The 18,508-nt window shown below is 49.3% G+C and carries 16 protein-coding genes; 1 reads left to right on the top strand and 15 read right to left on the bottom strand.

Features of this window, described 5'->3' with window-relative positions:
* Window positions 1–18: 18 nt before the first annotated feature.
* From hflX to GPK83_RS03770, 11 genes are all read right to left on the bottom strand, one after another.
* Complete coding sequence (gene hflX, locus GPK83_RS03820) at window positions 19–1,272, bottom strand: GTPase HflX (protein WP_215704048.1); 1,254 nt, start codon at window positions 1,270–1,272, stop codon at window positions 19–21.
* A gap of 8 nt (window positions 1,273–1,280) precedes the next feature.
* Window positions 1,281–2,087 (bottom strand): tetratricopeptide repeat protein, encoded by an 807-nt coding sequence (locus GPK83_RS03815; protein WP_117470796.1) that lies wholly within the window; start codon window positions 2,085–2,087, stop codon window positions 1,281–1,283.
* A 111-nt stretch (window positions 2,088–2,198) separates the two neighbouring features.
* A complete protein-coding gene (locus GPK83_RS03810) occupies window positions 2,199–2,714 on the bottom strand; it encodes a deoxyuridine 5'-triphosphate nucleotidohydrolase (protein WP_021904848.1) in 516 nt (171 codons plus the stop codon).
* A gap of 237 nt (window positions 2,715–2,951) precedes the next feature.
* Window positions 2,952–3,914 (bottom strand): CPBP family intramembrane glutamic endopeptidase, encoded by a 963-nt coding sequence (locus tag GPK83_RS17300; RefSeq protein ID WP_181968036.1) that lies wholly within the window; start codon window positions 3,912–3,914, stop codon window positions 2,952–2,954.
* The gene (gene htpG, locus GPK83_RS03800; RefSeq protein WP_215704047.1) at window positions 3,907–5,913 is read right to left on the bottom strand and encodes a molecular chaperone HtpG; all 2,007 of its coding nucleotides are present in this window, start codon (window positions 5,911–5,913) and stop codon (window positions 3,907–3,909) included. The genes GPK83_RS17300 and htpG overlap by 8 nt, the downstream gene beginning before the upstream one ends.
* Before the next feature lie 253 nt (window positions 5,914–6,166).
* Window positions 6,167–8,371 carry an RNA degradosome polyphosphate kinase gene (locus GPK83_RS03795; protein ID WP_215704046.1) on the bottom strand — a complete coding sequence of 735 codons (2,205 nt, stop codon included), beginning with the start codon at window positions 8,369–8,371 and terminating at the stop codon, window positions 6,167–6,169.
* Window positions 8,372–8,417: 46 nt separating this feature from the next.
* Complete coding sequence (locus tag GPK83_RS03790) at window positions 8,418–9,983, bottom strand: exopolyphosphatase (RefSeq protein ID WP_015553583.1); 1,566 nt, start codon at window positions 9,981–9,983, stop codon at window positions 8,418–8,420.
* A gap of 120 nt (window positions 9,984–10,103) precedes the next feature.
* Complete coding sequence (gene pheA / locus GPK83_RS03785) at window positions 10,104–11,240, bottom strand: prephenate dehydratase (protein WP_117503521.1); 1,137 nt, start codon at window positions 11,238–11,240, stop codon at window positions 10,104–10,106.
* Window positions 11,241–11,369: 129 nt separating this feature from the next.
* Window positions 11,370–12,113 carry a lysophospholipid acyltransferase family protein gene (locus GPK83_RS03780; RefSeq protein ID WP_015553585.1) on the bottom strand — a complete coding sequence of 248 codons (744 nt, stop codon included), beginning with the start codon at window positions 12,111–12,113 and terminating at the stop codon, window positions 11,370–11,372.
* 197 nt (window positions 12,114–12,310) lie between these two features.
* Entirely contained in the window at window positions 12,311–12,856 is a 546-nt protein-coding gene (locus tag GPK83_RS03775) for a hypothetical protein (RefSeq protein WP_215704045.1), read from the bottom strand.
* Window positions 12,857–12,969: 113 nt separating this feature from the next.
* Complete coding sequence (locus tag GPK83_RS03770; protein ID WP_117503544.1) at window positions 12,970–13,149, bottom strand: DUF4250 domain-containing protein; 180 nt, start codon at window positions 13,147–13,149, stop codon at window positions 12,970–12,972.
* A gap of 124 nt (window positions 13,150–13,273) precedes the next feature.
* On the opposite strand from GPK83_RS03770, the gene GPK83_RS03765 reads away from it, so the two are divergent.
* Entirely contained in the window at window positions 13,274–14,287 is a 1,014-nt protein-coding gene (locus tag GPK83_RS03765; protein WP_215704044.1) for an asparaginase, read from the top strand.
* A 79-nt stretch (window positions 14,288–14,366) separates the two neighbouring features.
* On the opposite strand, the gene GPK83_RS03760 is transcribed toward GPK83_RS03765, so the two are convergent.
* The 4 genes from GPK83_RS03760 to GPK83_RS03745 are packed head-to-tail and all read right to left on the bottom strand — an operon-like array spanning window position 14,367 to window position 18,484.
* A complete protein-coding gene (locus GPK83_RS03760; protein ID WP_015553589.1) occupies window positions 14,367–15,338 on the bottom strand; it encodes an oligopeptide/dipeptide ABC transporter ATP-binding protein in 972 nt (323 codons plus the stop codon).
* On the bottom strand, window positions 15,331–16,368 hold the full coding sequence (locus tag GPK83_RS03755; protein WP_015553590.1) for an ABC transporter ATP-binding protein: 1,038 nt from the start codon (window positions 16,366–16,368) through the stop codon (window positions 15,331–15,333). Before GPK83_RS03755 ends, GPK83_RS03760 begins: the two co-directional genes overlap by 8 nt.
* A 17-nt stretch (window positions 16,369–16,385) precedes the next feature.
* Window positions 16,386–17,534: an ABC transporter permease gene (locus tag GPK83_RS03750; RefSeq protein ID WP_215704043.1), complete on the bottom strand. Its 1,149-nt coding sequence runs from the start codon at window positions 17,532–17,534 to the stop codon at window positions 16,386–16,388.
* Window positions 17,534–18,484: an ABC transporter permease gene (locus GPK83_RS03745; protein WP_117470807.1), complete on the bottom strand. Its 951-nt coding sequence runs from the start codon at window positions 18,482–18,484 to the stop codon at window positions 17,534–17,536. Before GPK83_RS03745 ends, GPK83_RS03750 begins: the two co-directional genes overlap by 1 nt.
* Window positions 18,485–18,508 lie beyond the last annotated feature (24 nt).

Raw genomic sequence — 18,508 nt, 5'->3', positions numbered from 1 at the left:
CTGCCAGTCTGAATTCATTTAATCCCGATATAATTCTTCAAATAGTTCCACCGGCACATACGCCTTCACATGGATCCCGTCATCCTGATACTCCTCCGAAAGAAGCTGTCCGCTCTTCCGGATCGTCTGGATCCGTCCGGCATCCCTGTAGGCGAATATCTTCTCAAAATAGATCCTGCGGTTTCTCAAAATTATGGCAAACAGATCCAGCAGTTCCTCAATGCCCTCTCCTGTCTTTGCCGATAATTTCACTTTATAATCCGCGGACATATCCCTGCAGGCGGTATCTGCGTCCGGGCGGTCCACCTTGTTGAATACCGTGATGATCTCCTTGTCCTTGATGTCCAATCGGCGCAGAGTCTCATAGACCACATGCATCTGCATGTCCATCTGCGGGTTCGAACAGTCCACCACATGGAGGATCACATCGCAGTAGCGCGCCTCCTCCAGGGTACTCTTAAAGGCCTCAACCAGATGATGCGGAAGTTTTCGGATAAATCCTACGGTATCCGTCAGGAGAACCTTTTCCCCTCTCGGAAGCGTCAATGCCCTCGTCGTCGGATCCAGGGTCGCGAAGAGCTTATCTTCCGCCAGGATCCCGGCTCCTGTGAGCTTATTTAAGAGCGTAGATTTTCCGGCGTTCGTGTAACCCACAATGGCCGCCGTCAGCGTTCCGCTCTGCTCTCTCTGTTTCCGCACCACATCCCTGTGGCGCTCCACATCCTGGAGCTCCGATTTTAACTGGCTGATCCTCTCGTGAATCCGTCTTCTGTCCACCTCAAGTTTCGTCTCGCCGGGTCCCCTCGTACCGATTCCGCCGCCAAGTCTCGACAGGGAATTCCTGAGACCCACAAGGCGGACGGCGCGGTATCTTAACTGCGCAAGTTCTACCTGGATCTTCCCCTCTCTTGTCTTTGCACGGGCGGCAAAGATATCGAGAATGATCATCGTACGGTCCATGACCTTTGTGTCCAGGGCGTCCTCCAGGTTTTTTAACTGTGCCGGGGAGAGCTCATCGTCGCAGACAACGCCGGTAGCGCCGGACTCCCAGACCATCTCCTTCAATTCCTGGATCTTACCTTTTCCGAGGTATGTTCCCGGATGGACATTTTCCCGGTTCTGGATCACGACTCCCACGGTCTCAGCTCCCGCGGTCTTTACAAGCTCCCGAAGCTCCTCCACGGACTCCTCCGTGTCATCGGAGGCGTTCGTGCTGGCAGCAAACAGGATGACCCGCTCCTGCTGCTCACCGATCTCTATCAATTCTGCCATTCTTTCTCCTATCTTGTCACGAGAAACGCGATCTCATGATCTGCCTTCTCGTCCTGTCCATACTGCTCCTCGTAGCTTCGGAACAGCTCCAGCGCCTTCTCATACTGGCCCAGGTACTCATAACACACGGCCTGGTTGAAGGCGATCTCTTTCTTTGCCCGGTCATCAGAGAGGGCAAGTCCCGCCTCCGCGTGCTGCAGCGCTTCCTCATAATTGCCTTTTTCCATCGCAGCCATCATCCAGCGGTTGTAAACTTCCGTGCTGGAAAAGCCCTCATCCACGAGAGTCTGGTAGAGCTCATCCGCCTTCTCCTCGTCTCCGGCAGTCATATATGCCGCCCCCAGGGCTTCCATCGCCTCTGCGTAGCCTGTAACCTCATGTTTCGCATCCGCGCTCTTACCGGACTCCAGGCGGTTCTCAGCACCATCCTGATCCCCGGAATTCGCGAGGCTCACCGCGCCGAGGTAGTAATACTCGGCTCTCGGCTTATCCACCTTCGCCAGGGTATCATAAGTATACGCCGCGGCACCATAGTCCCCCAGCATAAATTCTGCCTCACCGCGGTACTTTAATACATCGATCTCAAAAGAGGTCACCCGCGTTGTCTGGTCGATCAGGCTGTCAAACTCCGCGACAGCCCCCTCGTAATCACCGCTTTCCATGAGGGCGATGCCGTTCTCCCTGCTCTCCTTCATCTCACTGGTCACATGGCTGCAACCGGTGAGGAGGAGCAGCATACCGGATAGAAATAACGCTGATACAATGCTCTTTTTTATTTTGCTTATTTTTCTTGTTTTCTTATACTGTTTATACATTTTAAATTTTACGTTTTATTTCGTTTCTTTATATGCTTTGTAAAGTCTTTTCATGAACCTTCAGCTTCAGCACGCTCTGGCCTCGGGAATTCTTTCCCTTTTCTCCACATTTTACGCACGCGTCGTGCTTCCGAATCCACCATTTCTCACCTCATCGGCCTCATCATCCACCGTAATTCCGTACTCCACGAAAATCCCCTGGGAGAAACCTGTTCCTGCCTCCACTTCCACGGTCTTTCCCTCGCGGCTGTCATTGGTGAGCTTCACCTGGATATGGCCCTCATTGTCAGATCCGTAGTAGTCGCTGTCGATGATCCCGACGGTATTGTTTAACTGAAGACGGAACTTAAATCCAAGTCCGCTTCTCGGATAGAGCTTTAATACCCAGCCGTCATCGATCCGCGCCCGGATTCCTGTGAGGATCTTTGTCATCTCACCCGGTTTCAGCGTGAACGCTGCCGGTGCGAAGAAATCATATCCGGCAGAGCCTGCTGTGGCACGCTTCGGAAGTCTGATCCCATCGTAGATTTCCCTAATCACTTCTTCTGTATCCTGCGGGTGTTCCCCCTGCCAGTCTTTTTTAAACTGCTCAAAGCTTACTTTTTCAAATTTTGCGATTCTCTGCATGATGTCTCCTCTTCGTAAATGGTCTCCCACTACTATACCAAGACCCCGCCCCCTTTTCAAGCGTTTCAGACAGAAAATCCGGCAGAATGCACTGCGTTATTACGGCAATGTGTCCACTGCCCACAGTATATTCTGCCGGATGCTTCCGTCTCTCACGTACATTTCTATGTGGTTTTCCAAGCAGCCGCGACACTCTCGGATATTCTCTCCAGGCTGCTGTTTTCCCGAAAACTTTTTCTATAAAATATACGATATCATCTCAATCCCGAAAATGATCATATATAAAATAAATCCCGGATTCAGGTACACATACTTCCTGTACGGTGTCGGCCACCCGTTCTGGCGTCCCATCTGCCACCAGTAGCGGCGTCCGTCCCGGAAGAAAAAGTAGATCCCGGCTGCGATGAGAAGCAGGATCATAATGAAGTTTCCCACAGAAAACGCCGCTGCCATTGCGCCCATCCCCAGTGCGTTCAATCCATTTTCCACCAGCACTAACATCATGGAAAAGGAATTCACTGCCATGTGAAGCAGCACATTATAAAAGATCCGGTTCGTCCGCACCGCCACATAGCCGAGGATCAGTCCGATCACCACCGCGTACAGGCATTGGTTTAAATTTCCGTGCATCAGCCCGAACATGACCGCACAGAAGACCACCGCTGTCCGGTCCCCGAACCGTCTCGCCTTCTTTAAGAGAACTCCCCGGAAGATAAACTCCTCCATAAACGGGGCGATCAGGCAGGTATAGATCACCATTCCAGGCGTCAGCTCATCGAGGGCGTCCATCACCGGGTTCATATCCGTCGCCGGAACTCCCGTAAATATAGAAAAAAACACGTCCAGAAACACGCCGAGGAAATTAAAGATGTACCCAAGTCCCAGGCACATGAAAAGCGCCGACATCCAGACCTCCGCCGGAAGTGTATGAGCCGGTCTCCGGTCCGATCTCACAAAACATGTCATCGGAACCACCAGAAGGAACGGAACTCCGATAGAAAAGATATACTGCACCAGGACTCCCGTCCACGGAGAATCAAAAAGCCCGGAAAGCAGACGCGCTCCGCCGCTTCCCAGGCCATGGATCCGGTGCCATACCAGGCCATAGAAAGCGCTGCCCAGGTACTGGAACCCTGAGCAGGCGCACATGGCAAGGCATAAAATTGTAAACGTAATCAGAAAATCTCTTCGTTTATGCACCATATTCTTCCTTCATGATCTCACTGCTTCTCGCAATGAACTTTGTCATACGCTCCGGGGAAAGACTTCCGTGAGCGAGCTTTGCAAGGTCATAGAGCTGTTCGCAGAGCATCGGTGTCTTCTCGCCGTCCCTGTTGTTTAACACATACTTTACAAGGCCGTTGTTTGCGTTGAGGACAAGTGTCTCCTCCGCCGGGAACATGTCGGCACCGCCGCCGTACATGCTGTACATCTTCATCATATCCTGCATTCTGCGGCTCTCCTCGGACACAGTGATCATGGACGCGAGGCCCTCGTTTTTCAGCTTCTCGACCTTGACGTTCAGTTTGTCATTTCCGATGGCCTTCTTGAAGACCTCCGCAAGAGTCTCGGCATCCTTCTTCTCCTGCTCCTTCGCGGCCTCATCGGTCTCCTCAGAATCCTTGAAGGTCTCGTTGACATCCGCGTCGATGCGCAGGAACTTCAAGCCCTCATTCTTCTGCTCCACATGCTGCATAAACGGAGAATCGATCGGATTCGGAAGGATCACAGCGTCGATTCCGGCTTCCTTGAACATGTTGATATACTGGCTCTGCTCTTTCTCGTCAGTTACATAAAAGATCTTATTCTCGTGTTTTTCCTTGTTCTCCTCCAGGCAGTCAGCGAGAGTCAGGTACTTGCCGTCCAGATTCTTGTAGAGGATGTAGTCTTTCATCTTCTCGTCAAACTTCTCATCCTTTAAGCAGCCGAATTTGATGAACGGGTTGATGTCGTCCCAGTATTTCTCGTAATTCTCGCGGTCTGTCTTGCACATGCCGGACAGCTTGTCCGCAACCTTCTTTGTGATATAGTCGGAGATCTTCTTAACGAACCCATCATTCTGGAGAGCACTTCTGGATACATTTAACGGAAGATCCGGGCAGTCGATCACGCCTTTTAACAACATCAGGAATTCCGGAATGACTTCCTTGATATTATCGGCAATGAATACCTGATTATTATAGAGCTTGATCTTGCCTTCGATGCTCTCGTACTCCATATTGATCTTCGGGAAGTAGAGGATACCCTTTAAGTTAAACGGATAATCCATGTTCAGGTGAATCCAGAATAACGGCTCCTTGAAATCCTGGAATACCTTACGGTAGAACTCCTTGTACTCTTCGTCTGTGCACTCATTCGGATGCTTGTTCCAGAGCGGGTTCGTATCGTTTACGGCAACCGGGCGTCTTGCGATCTTATATTTCTCTTTCGCCGGGGAAACCTCAACTGTCTCCTTAGTGCCGTCCTCTTTTTCCTTCTCCTCTGTCTTTGCAGGCTCTACGATCGTCTCGATAATTGTATCTTTATCGGTGAGCTCGTCCTTTTCGATCGTGTCGTACTGCGGCTCTGCAGTCTCATCGTTTAAGTAGATCTCAACCGGCATGAACGCGCAGTATTTATCGAGGATCTCTCTTGCACGGTACTCGTTTGCGAACTCAGCGCTGTCCTCATTCAGGTACAGGGTGATCACGGTTCCGTGTCCTTCCTTTGTGCCCTCTTTCATATCGAACTCGGTACCGCCCTCAGACTCCCAGTGGACCGGCTTTGCATCCGGCTTGTAGGATAAGGTATCGATCGTTACTTTGTCGGCTACCATGAACGCGGAGTAAAATCCAAGTCCGAAGTGACCGATGATCTGGTCCTCGTTTGCTTTATCTTTGTACTTGTTTAAGAAATCCTGCGCACCGGAAAAAGCGATCTGGTTGATATACTCGTCAACCTCGTCCTCTGTCATTCCAAGACCGTTATCTTCGATCCGGATCGTCTTTTCCTTCGGGTTTACAGTAACCTGAACTTTATAGGTCTCATCATCCGGTGTCTCGTACTCGCCCATCAGAGCCAGCTTCTTTAATTTTGTGATGGCATCGCAGCCGTTGCTGACTAACTCACGGTAGAAGATATCGTGATCGGAATACAGCCATTTTTTGATGATCGGGAATATATTCTCACTGTTGATTGAAAGACTTCCACTTTTTGCCATGTTAAACCACTCCTTATTTCTATTCCTGCGGCGCGGGGGAACTTCTCATAATTCCTTCGGACCGCTGATTTTCATTTATCGTTTTCCAGCTGCCTTTTTAACAGCTGTTCTGTTCAACATGACATATTTTAATACCAGGAAATCAAAATGTCAATAAAATTAGCACTCGTTTTTGATGAGTGCTAATAAAATTTTTATAAACTTTTTCTCTTTCGCCTTTGCTATGGGCGGGTCAGTCAATTTATGATCTCACTTAATTCTCGCTCTCGATCGGAATAAACACTCTTGCAGTCTCCTCCTGCTCATGCTTCTTCCGCTCGTTCTTCGCCGCAGCCACAGCCATCTCGCAGAGTGCCATCTGGGATCCCACCGGGAGTTTTCCACGGCGGTCCGGCTTCTCGTATGTTCCGTCCGGCTGTAAGACATGGGCTTTTAAGTTGTCCTCAAGCTCCAGCTCCATATACTTCCGGATCCTGTCTTTCAGCTCTTCCCTCAGTACCGGGAACAGGATCTCCACGCGGCGGTCCAGGTTTCTCGGCATCCAGTCGGCGCTTCCCATGTAGATCTCTTCGCTTCCGTCATTCTCGAAGATAAAGATCCGCGCGTGTTCCAGAAATTCCCCGACGATGGAGCGGACTTCAATATTCTCGGAAAGTCCCGGAATTCCTGCCTTCAGACAGCAGATTCCACGGACAACCAGATGGATCTTGACACCAGCGCAGGACGCCTCATATAAGGCCGCGATGATCTCTTTATCACAGAGAGAGTTCATCTTTGCAATAATGGAAGCCGGCTTTCCTGCCCGGGCATTCTTCGTCTCACGCTCAATGAGACGCAGGAATTTTGTTCTCAGCCACAGCGGTGCCACGGAGAGCATATTCCAGTTCAAGGGTTCCGAATAACCGGAAAGCATGTTGAAAACTGCTGTGGCATCCTCACCGATCAGTGGATGACATGTCATGATTCCGCAGTCCGTATAGAGCTTTGCGGTGGAATCGTTGTAGTTACCGGTTCCGAGGTGAACATATCTGCGGATGCCATCCTCCTCTCTCCGGACCACAAGGGTGATCTTTGAGTGGGTCTTTAATCCAACGAGGCCATAGATCACATGGCAGCCTGCTTTCTCAAGTTTTTTTGCCCAGATGATGTTGTTCTCCTCATCAAATCTGGCTTTCAGCTCCACAAGTACCGATACCTGTTTTCCGTTCTCCGCCGCTGCCGCCAGAGCTGCGATGATCGGGGAATTTCCGCTGACACGATAGAGGGTCTGCTTGATCGCCAGCACCTCCGGATCTCTTGCCGCGCTTCTCACAAAATCCACAACCGGATCAAAGGTCTCGTAAGGATGCATCAGGAGAATATCACCTTTCCGGATATTCGTGAAGATATCATCATCATTTATCAGTGCCGGAACCGGCTGAGGCGTATATTTCGGTGTCTTTAAATGGTCGTATCCGTCAAGGCCGTACATCTTCATAAGGACCGTAAGGTCCAGAGCGCCCGGAATCTCGAAGATGTCTTCCTCGTTGACTTCCAGCTCCCGTTTTAATACCTTGAGGAGTCTCTGGTCCGCCTTATCCTCGATCTCCAGACGGATGACCTCGCCCCACTGCCTGCGCTTTAACTGCTTCTCGATCTCCTCGAGAAGATCCACAGCTTCCTCCTCGTCAAGGGAGAAATCGGCGTTTCTCATGATTCGGAACGGGTGGGATGTCACGATATCGTAGTTTAAGAACAGCTGCTGCATGTTCCGCTCGATGATCTCCTCCAGAAAGATCACATTCCGCGTCTCGTTGTGGTCCTCATCGGTGGTCACCGGGAGGCTTATGATCCGCGGAAGCACCGCCGGAACCTGTACCATGGCAAATTCCAGTTCCTCATCGCCGTCTTTTTTCTTCAGCAGTGCCGCGATATTTAAAGATTTATTCCGGACAAGGGGGAACGGTCTCGAGGAGTCCACCGCCATCGGGGTGAGTACTGGGTAAACCTCCTCCCTGAAATACCGGTCCACAAACTCTCCCTGTTCCGGTGTCAGGTCCTCATGGCACTCGATCAGATTTAATCCGTTATTTCTGAGTGCCGGAAGCAGGGACCGGTTGTAGGTATTATACTGCTGCACCACCAGCTCATGGGTCCGGACGCTGATCTTATCCAACTGTTCCTGAGCCGTCATTCCGGCAATATCCGGTTTTTTATATCCGGCATGGACCATGTCCTTTAAGGAGGCCACGCGGACCATGAAAAACTCGTCCAGATTTGATGCCGTGATGCTTAAGAATTTCAGACGGTCAAAGAGTGGGTTGGTCTTATCTCTGGCTTCCTCCAGTACACGGCAGTCAAACTCCAGCCAGCTCAACTCTCGGTTTACATAATTTTTCGGATCCTGAAAATACTCAATTCCCTGTTCTTTTCCTTTTCTGGCCTTCTGTGTATTGTCTTTTTTTTCTTCTTTTTTCATCTTTCTTTACCGCCTCCCTGAATGCGTTGGTTCCGGTCAGACCTGACTATACATACTTTTTATGGCGAAGCACCGGCCGAATTCCAAAAATCTCCTCGAAGAACGCCGCCTTCTGTTCAAAGGAAACAGACTCCAGCGTAATATCGCCGTGATAATCTGTCGTGATGATCAGGTTCTGATCCTTCACGGTCATCCGGCAGTCCGCGAGCTTCGCACTGTGTCCGCGGTCCATGGAATTCGCCAGACGCAGCATTGCTGTGAGCTTTGCGATCAGAAGCATGACCTCGTTCTGCCCGCTGAAGCTGTCCGTCACTTCATCTAATTCTGTCTCCATCCGGACCATATTGTAATCGAAATCCCGGATATTATAGCGGACCACATTTGCGATGATCTCCCGCTCCAAATGGGAGATACCGATGATCTCCGTGGACATAATGATGTTGTAAGCGCACTCGTTGGAATTCCGGACGCTGATAAACTTTCCGCAGGCATGGATCAGCACCGCGATCTGCAAAAGCAGGCGCTCCCTCTGCCCCATTCCGTGGTATTTCCGCATTGTATCGAAAATCTGGAGCACATATTTCTCTACGGTCTCCGTGTGGCGGCTTAAGCACTGGTAGCGTTTTGCCATGGAACGGGAAGTGCTGATAATATCATTATCAAAATTGTGCCTGAATTTTATAAGCTTCTTGTCCGCCGCGAACTCCGCCGCGATCCCGTCACAGAGCCGTACCCCGGGGATCCAGATCATCTCAGCCCCCGTCATCTCAAGAAACTTTTTATAGATCACCGCACACGGCATAAGTAAGGATGCGTATTCCCGGTTCACCCCGAAATGCTCCTCCATCTGCTCTTCATTCATCGTGCTCAGGCGGGTGTAAAACTCTTCAAACTGCTCTCTCGTGATCCTTGAGAGCGGCTTTCCGTCTTCCTCGTACCGGAACAGATACAGGATGTTCTCACCGATCCCGATCAGATGCTTGATCTTCCGCTCCTTTAAATACATTTTTTTATAGTTCTGGAGCTCATTGTCCACCATCTCATCAATAAGCTCCCGGTACTGTTCCATCGTCGTATCGACCTCTTCCAGAGTACCACGGATCCTCAGAACACCTAACGGCAGATTTTCCGTATTCACCAGCAGGTTTTTATCAAACATGGATATCTGCATGCTGCCGAATCCCACGTCCACGATAGCGGTTCCCTGCTGGATATTCTCATCAAACTCGTCATCGGACACCGCGATGGCCTTGTAGCCCAGAAACCGCTGCTCCGAGTTGCTGATGATCCGTACCTGGATTCCGGTGCGGACACGGATCTGATCCAGGACGATCCGGTTGTTTCTCGCCTCGCGCATCGCACTTGTGGCGTAGGCACGGTATTCCGTGACTTTATAGGATTTCATGATCCTTGCGAAATCCGCAAGCACATCGCAAAGCTCCTCCACCATCTCATAGCTGATCTTTCCGTTATTGTAGGTATCTTTTCCCAGCGCAGTGACGTGGCGGATCTGATCCAATTTTCGGATCTTGTTGCGGTTTGAGATCTCATAGATCCCCATCTCCACCTCAAAGGATCCCACATCGATGGCTGCAAATGTAAGGGCTGCCATGTTTTTTCCTCCTTACTCTGTGCGCGACGATCGCCGGACCCGTTTTATGTCCATCATATCGCCTGCATCAAATATCTGTTGATATAAGAATCGGTCCGGATTTTACCGGACCGTATCTCTCTAATAATTACCTAAAATTCTCATGACGGAAGCTTCCGCAGCAAGACCGGTCAGTGCGTTTCTCACTCCCGCATCGCTTAAATTTCCTTCGAAATCCACGAAGAACCGGTACTCGAAGCTCTTTTCCGGAATCGGTCTGGATTCGATCATCGTCATATTGACATTGTTGAAAATGAAGTTTCCAAGGATGTTGTATAGGGAACCGCTCTTATGGGCGATCTCGAAAGCCACGCTGATCTTTCCGGCGGTCTTTGCGTAGACCGGCTCTTTTCCGAGGATCAGGAATCTTGTCGTATTTCCCTTGACGTTGTTGATCTCCTTTGCGAGGATCTCCATTCCATAGAGTTCTCCCGCTGTACGGCTTGCGACAGCCGCCTGGGACGGATCCTTCTCCTCCATGACCTTCTTTGCAGCTACAGCCGTGTTTAAGACAGCGATCTGCTTCCAGTCTTTATGGGCGGACAGGAAATCAGAGCTCTGGGCCAGAGCCTGGGCATGGGAGTAAACGGTCCTGATATCGGAGAGCTCCGCTCCCGGAACGCCGAGCAGCATATGGGCAACCGGGACATAGACCTCGCCGACTATGTAATTCTTATACTTTAAGAGCAGGTCGTAGTTGTTGATCACGAAACCGGCTGTGGAATTCTCGATGGGAAGTACCGCATAATCAGCGCGTCCCTCTTCCACCTCGCGCATCGTGTCCTCGAACTCCGGAACATGGTAAAGATCCGCGTCCTCGCCGAAATATAACTTCGCGGCGGCATGGCTGTAAGCGCCCTCGACGCCCTGGAAGACAATCTTTTTATTCTTCTTCCCGATGGTCTCCACTTCCGTAAATCCGGTGTCCATTCCCATACCGTGAGCGGATAACAGGCTGTACTGGTATCTGCGGCTGACGGACATTAACTGGGAAAAGATCTCCTTTACCGCCTCTTTATTGAACTCACTGTGGGCCAGCTCCTGAACCGCTGCGATCTTCTGTGCCTCTCTCGCCGCATCGTAAACGGCTTTTCCTGTTCCGATCTTATATTCCGCCACATCTCCGCATACGGACATGCGCTCCTCAAACAGACGGACGATCTCTTTATCGATCACGTCCAGCTTGTCCCTGCATTCTTTTAAGTCAAGATTTTTCATATATTTTATGCCTCTGCTTTCTGTCATTTCTCCCCAGGTATTTCCCAAAATTTCTTTTGCTTTTTCAGCAGATCTCTCCGAAGCCTTGTCCTGTCATATCATTTCAAGCCATTTTATCCGCCTGAAACCTTATTGTTTTTCTTCCTGCATTTCTTTCAGCATTCTGATCAATACATTTCTAGTGTAAGCACCCGGATGTTTCCGATCTTCGGCTTCCAATTCTTTTACATAGAACGGTTTTCCGTAGTAGATCGTAATATGGGACGGGGTGATAAACGGGAAGTGTTTTTCCAGCACCTCCGCCGTTCCTGTCATCGCCACCGGGACCACCGGACAGCCGGATTTCTCCGCAATCTTTAAGCTCCCCTCTTTAAACGGAAGGAGCTCCGTGATATCTTCGTTCGGATTTCTCGTTCCCTCCGGGAAAATCCAGATGGAAACGCCGTTTTTTACCTTCTCGATTCCCTGAAGGATCATCTTTAAGCCTTCTTTGATGTTCTTTCTGTCTAAGAACAGGCAGTTCACGTTCACCATCCAGGTGCGTAAGAGTGGGATCTTTTCCATCTCCTTTTTTGCGACGAAACCGAGCAGTGTCGGAACTGTCGTGTAGCCCGCAAGAATATCAAAATAGCTTCTGTGGTTTCCAACATAGAGGACCGCTGTGTCTTCCGGTATATTTTCCGCGCCCTTCACCGTCACGGTCACCCCCGCCAGCTTTAAGAGTACCTTGAACACGGACCGGACGACCTTGATCGTCTCCAGATCCCGCGCGTGGGGATCTTTCTTTCCAAGCGATACCTGTGCCACAAGGAACGGATAGCTGAAGATCAAAAATCCCACCAGTGTGAACAGGACAAGTAATAATCTTATCATACGTAACAAACCTCCCATATTTTCTTTAACAGTAACGGTGCTCTCTTACGGTCAGCACAACAGGTGTGCCGGCCTATGGAACAGTTGCCTTTCATACACTTTAAAGAGTTACAGCAATGAGGTTCATAAGTTATATTATATTAAATAAACCTCTTATTTGCAACTCAAATGCACCTCGAATCCATCTAAAATCCAGCTCAAATCTGTCTATATATTGGCTTTTCCGTTTCCGGATCTCTGGAAAGGATTTCCTCTTTTCCTCCTGTCAGATATTCAAAGAGAAGTCCTGTCATGAACCAGAACGGAGCAAAATCCAGCCGGATCACGCCGTCAACGCTCAGCATCCGCCCGGTGTAATCCCACGGACATATCCCAAGGCTTTTCAAGAATGTTCCCGTGAGGTATTCTGCGGAAAAGATCAGGACCATGTCCAGGATCCCATGGCGGAAGATCCTGTCCTTTACCGCGATCTGTCCCCGGTCTCCGATCCAACTGTCCACCCATTTCCCGATGGGCCCCAAAAGGATTCCCATTCCATATATCGGGAACATGTATATTGATGTCTTTCCCATGAATTTCATATCTCCAGCCGCAAAGCCTTCCACGGAAGTCAAAAGGATCTCAAGTCCCCATCCCGTCAGACCGCAGAGCGTAAAATTCCTGACCCATTGTCTCCATCCGCCGCCGGAGCTTTTTTTTACTGCAATTTTCTGATTTCTGTTTTTCTGCTTCCATCTGTTCATGAAACCAGTATCTGTGATTCTCCGATCCGCTATGCAGCCTTTTCCACGGTGCTTTTTTCCACTTTTATTTTTCTGCGGCTCATGCCCTGGAAAGCCAGGATCGGCCGCTTACTCTATACATACTGATTTTTTTCCGGATCGTACTCATAATCGATCGACGCGAGTTTCTCATCCACGTCTTTCCTGTCTAGACAAAGCGACCTGCACAACTCGTCCATGTCCGGGTAATTGTCCCGCAACTGCGTGTTGATATAGCTTAACAGCATGACCGGATCTTTCGGTATATTCACCATCTCTCCCCTTTCCCGGATGATTCTTTCTTTCCAAACCATCCGCCGTCTTTACTTTCTGAAGCCTCCTATGTTATACTATAAACCATATGTGAGATGATTGCAAACGAAAGGGGATTTTAAAATCATGAAACACCTTCTGCTGCTCGGAACAGGGGGAACGATTGCCTGCAAGAGAGGAGAAAACGGTCTGACACCGCTTCTTACCGGCGACGAACTGTTATCTTATGTACCGGATGCAAAAAAATTCTGTGAGGTGGAGACGGTCCAGGTCTTAAACATCGACAGCACAAACATGCACCCGAAACACTGGCTGAAACTTGCTCAGGTCCTGGAAGAAAACTACGACAATTACGACGGCTTTGTGATCTGCCACGGCACCGATACGATGGCCTACACCGCTGCTGCCATGTCCTATCTCGTCCAGCACTCCAGCAAGCCCATCGTCATCACCGGTGCCCAGAAGCCCATCGACCTTGACGTGACGGACGCGAGAACAAACCTTCTGGACAGCCTGCGGTTTGCCGCCTCCGAACGTGCCCACGGCGTGACCATCGTATTTGACGGAAAAGTCATCGCGGGAACACGTGGAAAAAAGGAGCGCAGCAAGAGCTACAACGCCTTCTCCAGCATCAACTTCCCGTACCTCGCCGTGATCCAGGACGAGCATATTTTATACTACATCGATGACAAGTGGCAGGACCGCGAGAGTGTCCGCTTCTACCACGAGATGGACAGCCAGGTCAGCCTCTTAAAGCTGATCCCGTCCATGGATTCCAGCCTCCTCGACTACATGGCAGAGCACTATGACGCTGTCGTTATCGAGTCCTTCGGCGTCGGCGGCCTTCCGTCCTATGAATCCGGCGATTTCTACAGCTCCATCGAAAAATGGATCTCTATGGGAAAAGTCGTTGTCATGACCACCCAGGTCACTCAGGAAGGCAGCAACATGTCCGTCTACGAAGTCGGCCAGAAGATCAAAAATGCCTTCGGTCTCATCGAGTCCTACGATATGACCCTGGAAGCCACTGTGACAAAGCTCATGTGGATCCTCGGGCAGACGAGGGATCATGATAAGGTGCGGGAGATGTTCTATGAGACCATCAACCATGATATTTTGTGGAACACGGGAAGACGGTAATACGATTGAAACATTTTAAAAGACTGCATACCAACAAACGGATATGCAGTCTTTTTGGCTTCTTAAATAACGTCCGGAATTACGCTTTCCACTCTTTTTTATACTCTTCAAACTCTTCGTCCGAACAATAGATCGTATGTCCCGGACTTACTTCGTGATAGGACGGCTGTTTTCCTTCACCGTAATGATGAATCTCCGGATCGTAATGGATTTTTACGCGTTTTTTCTCATTGAGCGGATCCGGCTCCGGAATGGCAGAAAGCAGTGCCTTGGTGTACGGATGAAGCGGATTCTTAAATAGCTCATTGGAATCCGCCATCTCAACCAGCTTTCCGAAATACATCACACCGATTCGGTCGGAAAAATATTTGACGACGGAAAGATTATGCGCAATAAACAGGATTGTCAGTCCCATTTCCTGTTTCAGCTTATTTAGCAGATTGATCACCTGTGCCTGCACAGAGACATCGAGAGCTGAAACCGGCTCATCTGCGATCACCAGCTGCGGTTCCACGATCAGCGCCCTTGCAATTCCAATGCGCTGGCGCTGTCCTCCTGAAAATTCATGGGGGTATCGGGATGCATGTTCTGCCTGAAGCCCCACATGTTCCAGCATCGCGATCACCCTTTTCTGCAGTTCTTCCGGGTCTTTCACCCCTCGAATTTTCAATCCTTCCGCTATAATCTCCTGTACTGTCATTCTCGGATTTAAAGATGCGATCGGATCTTGGAAAATCATGGCAATATGATCGGTAATATATTTATGAAGCTCCCTGTCCATTTTTCCGGAGATTTCTATGCCGTTAAATTTCACAGTTCCCCAGGTGGGATCATACAGCCGAATAATCGTGCGGCCTGTCGTTGTTTTTCCGCAGCCGGACTCACCAACCAGTCCGAACGTCTCCCCGCGTTTCACATAAAAGGATACATCATCCACCGCTTTCACTGTAGACTTTTTTCCTCTGTTTTTTGTTGTAAAATACATGCTGAGGTGTTCCACATCCAGAATATGATCCTCAACACCTGTCGAATTCATCTTTTTATTATCCATGTTCCGCCTCCTCCTTCATCCTGGCGATGCGGTGCTGCAAAATCTCCGGCATCTCTACCTTTGGCGCATCCGGATGTAAAAGCCATGTAGCAGCATAGTGGGTGTCGGAAATTTTAAAATACGGCGGTTCTTTTTCAAAATCAATCTTCATCGCGTATTTATTTCTCGCTGCAAATGCATCCCCTTTCGGCGGATGAAGCATATTAGGCGGAGCACCCGGAATTGCATATAGGGTCTCTTCCGTGTGCAGATCCGGCATTGCAGACAACAGTGCCCAGGTATACGGATGCGCCGGATGGTAGAAAATATCTTCACAGGTTCCCACTTCCACGATCCGTCCGGCATACATAACGCATACACGATCTGCAATATTGGCAACCACGCCGAGGTCATGAGTGATGAAAATTACCGACAGATCGTGCTCTCTTTTCATATCATTGATCAGCTCCAGGATTCTCGCCTGAATCGTCACATCGAGAGCTGTCGTCGGCTCATCGCAGATCAGGATCTCCGGATTGCATGCAAGGGCAATTGCAATGACAATGCGCTGCCTCATACCGCCGGAGAACTGGAACGGATATGCCTCATACCGCTCTGCCGCGTTCGGAATTCCAACGGCTTCCATCAATTCGATGGCCCTCTGCTTCGCCTTTGACTTTTCAATGGATCCGCTTAAGATCAGCGCCTCTGAGATCTGTTTTCCTATTTTCATGATCGGATTCAGTGCTGACAGAGGATCCTGGAACACCAGTGAGATCCGTTTTCCTCTGATCTTATAAAAGTCTTTTTCCTTATATTTCGCCATATCTTCACCCTGATACAGAATCGAGCCGCTGTCGATATGGCCGTTCTTTGCAAGAATTCCAAGAATTGCTTTGATCGTAACCGATTTTCCGGAACCGGATTCTCCTACAATCGCCAGTGTCTCACCTTTCATCAAGTCAAAGTTGACATCACGAACCGCATGAACCGTACCTGCGAACGCCTGAAAGGAAACAGAAAGATCTTTTACACTTAAAATAGGTTCCATACCATTCGCTCCTTTCCTTATGCACCGCGCTGGGTTGGATCAAATGCGTCACGCAGACCATTTGACAGCATGTTGAATGCGATCATCAGCAGAGAAATCACAACTGCCGGGAAAAACACCTGGTTCGGATACTGCTGCATGATCTTCTGTCCCTGGGATAAAAGGACACCGATCGAGCTTTCCGGTGCACGGATGCCAAGTCCGATATATGCCAGGAAAGACTCGGTAAAAATAGCACCCGGAATTGCAATCATGGCACGTGTAATGATTGGCCCAATGGAATTCGGCAGAATATGCCGGAAGATCAGTGCCATATCTTTCACGCCGAGTGTTCTGGCCGCAAGCACATATTCGCTGCCTTTATAACGGTAAAACTGGGAGCGAATCATTCGGGCTGTGCCAATCCAGTTCTGTACGACAAGGCAAAGAATAATTGACAGCATGCCGGTTCCGAAAAAGAGGATAAATAATGTTACCACTACAATTTCCGGGAATGCACCGATAATCTCGGTAATGCGCATCATAACCATATCGATCTTTCCGCCGTAATATCCCGCAATGGAGCCATAGACAATACCGATAAAAACATTGCAGATTACCGAGATGAACGCAATTACCAGGGAAACACGGGCACCTCGCCACATTCGTACCCACAGATCACGGCCGAGATAATCCGTCCCCATCCAGAAATATGTTCCATCCTCAAGACCGCAGTACTTGTAGTAATCCACTTTGATATCACACATATCCACGCCCTGGACCTTCCGGTAGTTGATGACTTTCAGAATGCTGCCTTCCGGATAACGTGTTGTATCTTCCAGGCTGTCCACACGTCGATTCGTCAGCCATCGGGTTCCATCCAGAATTCCAACATTCTCGAGAACCGGCATTTTGGGCGGAAGATTGATTCGGTTCAGATCCTGGTCATTGTAGTGCCAGCGGCTCATCATTGGCATAAAGATTGCCATGAACAGAATGATCACGATTCCTACAAACGCTACAATGGAGACCTTGCTCCGGCAGAAACGCAGCATTGCATCCTTAAAAAAGCCAATCGGCTTATCCTGGAATGTCGCATCCGCAATGTCATCCTTCATCTGGACAAATTCAAATTGTTCTTTATCAGCCTGATATTCCGGTACAGCGGAAGAGTAAAATTTTGCCATTATTTCTTCCCTCCCATCCTTACACGCGGATCAACAATCCCGTAAGAAAGATCCACGATGAGTACAGTCACAAGAGATACCACAGAATAAAAGATCAGGGCCGCCAGCGTTACCGTATAGTCCGGCGCATTGATGGACTTTACCATAATACCGCCCATACCGGGAATCGAGAAAATGGTCTCGATTACAAGACTTCCGCCCATAATGCTTGTGAACATCGGCACAATGATATTCATAAGAGGAAGCATGGAGTTTCGGATTCCATGGTTGATCGTTGCCTGACGTTCCGTGAGTCCCTTCGTCTTTGCCAAAAGCATAAAATCTGAGTTGATGGTCTCTGCCAGTTCCGCTCTCAGATATCTTGTCACACGGGCGATCGGTCCGAGAGACAGGGCCATGATCGGAAGAAACAGGCAATAAAATTTATCCCAACCGGATGCCGTAGCATCGTAAATGATCGGAAATAATCCCGCTTTAAATGCCACAAAATACTGAAGCAGGGTGGCGAAGATAAAGGATGGAACTGAGATAAATATGACGACCAGAAACGATATCAGATAGTCTGTCATCGTATTTTTCCGGATTGCCGCCACAATTCCGAGGATAATCCCCAATGGAAGCGATATGATCAGTGAAAAAAAGTTAATATAGAGTGTGACCGGAATCTTTGTCTTGATCACATCCCACACCGGAACATTGACATACATCTTCAGAGATGTTCCCCAGTCGCCTTCCAGAACAAGTCCCTTTAAGAACATTGCATACTGGATCGGGATCGGCTTATCAAGATTATATTTTGCTTCCAGAGCTGTCCTCTGCTCATATGTCATATCTACGGCATCATCGAAGATTCCGCCCGGCATCAGGCGGATCACCATGAAGCCGATGGTAATGATAATAAACAGAGTTACTAACATTGCCAGAATTCGCTGCATAATGTATTTTGCCATATCATTCCCTCCGAGTTTCCTTTT

Source organism: Clostridium sp. MCC328, assembly GCF_018785465.1.
Classification (GTDB): Bacteria; Bacillota; Clostridia; order Lachnospirales; family Lachnospiraceae; genus Pilosibacter; species Pilosibacter fragilis.
Note: the sequence above shows the minus strand (reverse complement) of the source record. Positions and strands in the feature narration are given on the sequence as shown.